The 4,098-nt window shown below is 36.4% G+C and carries 4 protein-coding genes; all 4 read left to right on the plus strand.

Going from position 1 to position 4,098, the window contains the following annotated elements; all coding sequences use genetic code 11:
- Window positions 1-187 precede the first annotated feature (187 nt).
- Window positions 188-1,363, plus strand: coding sequence for a circadian clock protein KaiC (kaiC, locus tag H6G14_RS32950; protein WP_338421262.1), 1,176 nt, complete (start codon window positions 188-190; stop codon window positions 1,361-1,363).
- A 2-nt stretch (window positions 1,364-1,365) separates the two neighbouring features.
- The gene (locus H6G14_RS32955) at window positions 1,366-1,686 is read left to right on the plus strand and encodes a circadian clock KaiB family protein (protein ID WP_190573170.1); all 321 of its coding nucleotides are present in this window, start codon (window positions 1,366-1,368) and stop codon (window positions 1,684-1,686) included.
- Between the two features lie 19 nt (window positions 1,687-1,705).
- Window positions 1,706-2,065 (plus strand): circadian clock KaiB family protein, encoded by a 360-nt coding sequence (locus H6G14_RS32960; protein ID WP_190573172.1) that lies wholly within the window; start codon window positions 1,706-1,708, stop codon window positions 2,063-2,065.
- A 41-nt stretch (window positions 2,066-2,106) separates the two neighbouring features.
- Window positions 2,107-4,098, plus strand: a 1,992-nt coding sequence (locus H6G14_RS32965) for a PAS domain S-box protein (protein WP_190573174.1), incomplete at its 3' end; no start/stop codon positions are given.

Genomic DNA, 4,098 nt, shown 5'->3' on the forward strand with positions numbered 1-4,098 from the left:
ATTCTTCCCAAGTTATTGTGTTGTTACAATGCTTTTTCGTTCCATATTTTATCTGCTAAAAATTTTAATGATAATGATAATCGAAAAGAGGGGGGAGGAGGCGAGCGTCGCTCGCCTCCTCCCCCTCCCCACCACATGATTATCATTTTTATTTAGATAAGTTTAAGTATTTTAGCTCATTGACAAAATACACTTTAATCTAACCCCTCACGAGTGTTCCGATTGTGTCATTCGACTTGATCATCGTGTTACTGATGAACTCTCAACTCGGTGGTTACAAATTATTAAATATCGTGGCTCTAGGCACGGCTCGAACGAATATCCATTTTTAATTAAAGAAAATGGAATCTCGGTTCTTCCCATTACCTCAGTCAGCTTAGATTATCCAGTCACCACCGAATGGATTTCTAGTGGAATCAAACGCCTAGATACCATGTTGGGAGGAAAAGGTTTCTTTCGCGGTAGTAGCATCTTAATTTCTGGTACGGCGGGAACTGGTAAAAGTTCATTGTGCGCTCATTTTGCTGATGCTACTTGTCAAATAGGAGAAAAATGCTTGTTTTTCGCCTTTGAAGAATCTGCACAACAGATTATTCGCAATATGCGTTCCATCGGTATTAATTTAGAGAACGCTGTTAATCAAGGGTTACTCAAATTCCAAGCTTTACGTCCGACATTTTACGGCTTAGAAATGCACCTAGTGAATATTCTGAGTACAGTTAATGAATTTCAACCTGATGCAGTCATTTTCGATCCCATATCTAATCTCACTTATGGCAGTAATGATGTTCAGGTTAAATCATTTATGACACGCTTGATTGATTATCTCAAAACCCAAAATATTACAACATTATTTACAAATTTAAACGAAGGTAATACTGCTTTCGTAGAATATACAGAAATAGGAATTTCTTCATTAGCAGATACTTGGATACTACTGCGAACTGTAGAAAGTAATGGCGAGCGCAACCGTTTAATTCATGTACTAAAATCTCGCGGTACACCACACTCTAATCAAGTGCGGGAATTCCTTTTAACAAACGAAGGAATGCAATTATTAGATGTTTATCTAGGAGCAGAAGGGGTACTCACAGGTACAGCCAGAATTATCCAAGAAGCTAAAGACAAAGCGGTTGCTTTAGCCCGCCAGAATAAAATTGAACAAAAACAGCGTGATATAGAACACAAACGTTTACTCATGGAGGCACAAATTAAAGCTATAGAATCTCAATTTGAAATCGAAAAGCAAGAATTTGAAAGGCTAATTGCTATCGAAGAAAATCAAGAAAGCTTTTTAATATCAGAAGAACAGAAAAGAGCAAGGTTGCGACAAGCTGATTCTAATTATTCAGGAAATATTTAAGTATGGAATCTATAGATTACCACGAGCAATATAGCGAGACAGAAATAGATATTTGGGAATTGCGGCTGTATGTAGCAGGACAAACACCTAAATCTCTAAAAGCCTTTGCTAATCTCAAGAAAATTTGTGAAGAACATCTCGAAGGTAGGTATCGCATTGAAGTAATTGATCTTTTGGAAAATCCCCAATTAGCCAAAGGAGACCAAATTTTAGCCATCCCAACTTTAGTCCGAAAACTACCGGAACCTGTCAAGCAAATTATTGGAGATTTATCCAATACAGAAAAGGTTTTAGTCGGTCTAGAATTACGTCGCATTATCTAAATGTCAGCCAAGGAGAGCCATGAATACTTCCAACTCAACCAATGATAACTATGACGAGATGATTATAGAATCTACAGAAGATTTTGAAAAGTTGCTTGCAACAAAAGATTTACAAAAATATGTTTTGCATTTGTATGTCGCTGGTAATAGTCTCCGTTCCATGCGTGCTATTTCCGGCTTGAAAAACATTTGTGAAAAATACTTGCCAGGACGCTATGAAATGGAAATTATTGATATATATCAACAACCTGAAGTTTTAGAAAAAGACCATGTATTTGCTGTGCCTACTCTCATCAAAGAACTACCGCCACCTTTACAGAAGTTAGTTGGTGACTTAACAAATATTGATAAAGTGATCATTGCTTTAGATATTGTTTAAAAAATCCTGATGTCCGAATGTAGGTTGAGAGGGTGATTGCAGTGAAAACACTCCAAGAACTTGAAAATGAGAATATAGCTTTACGTCACCAAATACAAACTCTAGAAGAAACTTTTAGAGCTATCAAAATGGGTGAAGTAGATGCTTTAGTTGTGTCTAGTCCCCAAGGTGAAAAGGTTTTTACCTTACAAGATGCTGATTATCCTTACCGTGTTTTTGTCCAAGAAATGCACGAAGGATCTGTAACTCTTGATGAGTATGGAACAATTCTGTACTGTAATCATCATTTAGCAGCAATGCTCAAAAAGCCGTTACAGAAAATTATTGGTTCTAACTTTGAAGAGTACATAGTACCATCAGAAAAACAGGTGTTTAGAGGCTTATTTAAACAAGCACAACAAGTAGTTAATCGCGGTGAGTTAAACTTAATCGCTGATGATGAAACTCAAATACCTGTTTATTTGTCTTTTAAACAGTTACAAATAGACAATGTAGCAGTTACTTGTTTAGTAGTAACAGATTTAACAGAGCAAAAACGCAACGCAGAAATTGTTGCGTCGGAAAGACTAGCAACTTCGATTCTGGAACAAGCCGTTGAAGCCATCATCGTATGTGATGAAAATGGCAAAATTACTCGTGCAAATCAAGCAGCACAACAACTTTGTGGACAGAACCCATTATTTCAACAATTTGATGTAGCGTTTCCACTCGAATGTAATCATTGTAGTGTTCTACAAAGGATAGAATCATGTTTGTTTATTGATAACCAAGAAGTATGTCAACAAGAAAATAAACCAGAATTTTTATTATCCAGTTTGCTGAAAGGACAATCTTTTCAAAGTGTAGAAGTATTATTAAATCGGAAAGATAGTAATGAATTCAGTTTACTGTTGGGTGCTTCTGCGCTATTAGACGCAGAAAACAAAATCATTGGTAGTGTGATCACACTAACAAATATCACAGAACGCAAGCAAGTAGAAGAACAAATAGCACAGCTTGTAATTCGTGAGCAAGCTGCTTGTGCAGAAGCGGAAGCAGCTAAACAACGCTTATCAAATATTTTAGAGAGTATTAGTGATGCTTTTATCGCTGTAGATGGTAATTGGTGTTATACCTACGTTAACCAAAAAGCAGCAGAAGTTTTTGGTAAAAAACTAGAAGATTTAATTGGTAAAAATATTTGGCAAGAAGTTAGCGAAGATTTTAGACAACGTTATTATCAAACTTATTCTCAAGCTTTGACTGAGCAAAGTTTTGTGCAGTTAGAAGCGTATTATCCATCAATTGAGCGTTGGTTTGAAAATCGCATTTATCCGGCTGGAAATGGAATATCAATATTTTTAAAAGAGATAACACAGCAAAAGCAAACTGAGATGGCTTTAAAAGAAAGTGAGGAGCATTTAAGGCTGGCTTTAGAAGCGGCTCACATGGGAACTTGGGATTGGAATATTCTCTCCAATGAAATCAAATGGTCAAATAAACATGAACAGTTATTTGGTCTAACAATAGGTACTTTTGCAGGTAATTACGAAGCTTTTATTAGCTTTATTCATCCAGAAAATAGAGAAGCAGTTAACAAAGCAATTATAGCCTCTCAACAAAAGAAATGCGATTATTATCAGGAATATAAAGTTATTTGGCCTGATGGTAGTCTGCACTGGATTGCAGGCAAAGGTAGATTTTTCTGTGACGATCAAGGTCAACCAGTACGAATGCTTGGTACTGTTATGGATATTAGCGATCGCAAACAAGTAGAAGAAATTCTCCACCGTTCCAAAGCAGAATTAGAAATTCAAGTTGCACAGCGAACTGCTGAATTATCACAAGCCAACACACACCTGCATAGATTAATCAATTTCTTAACCACAACTATTAATCAACAGACTAAAATTGAAGCTCAATTACGTGAAGCAGAACGTCGTTGGCGCAGTTTACTAGAAAATGTGCAGTTGTTAGTTGTAGGACTTGATAGGACAGGTAAAGTTGAGTATGTCAATCCTTTCTTTTTAGCATTGAGTGGGTACACTCAGGAA

Source organism: Nostoc parmelioides FACHB-3921, from assembly GCF_014696625.1.
Classification (GTDB): Bacteria; Cyanobacteriota; Cyanobacteriia; order Cyanobacteriales; family Nostocaceae; genus Trichormus; species Trichormus parmelioides.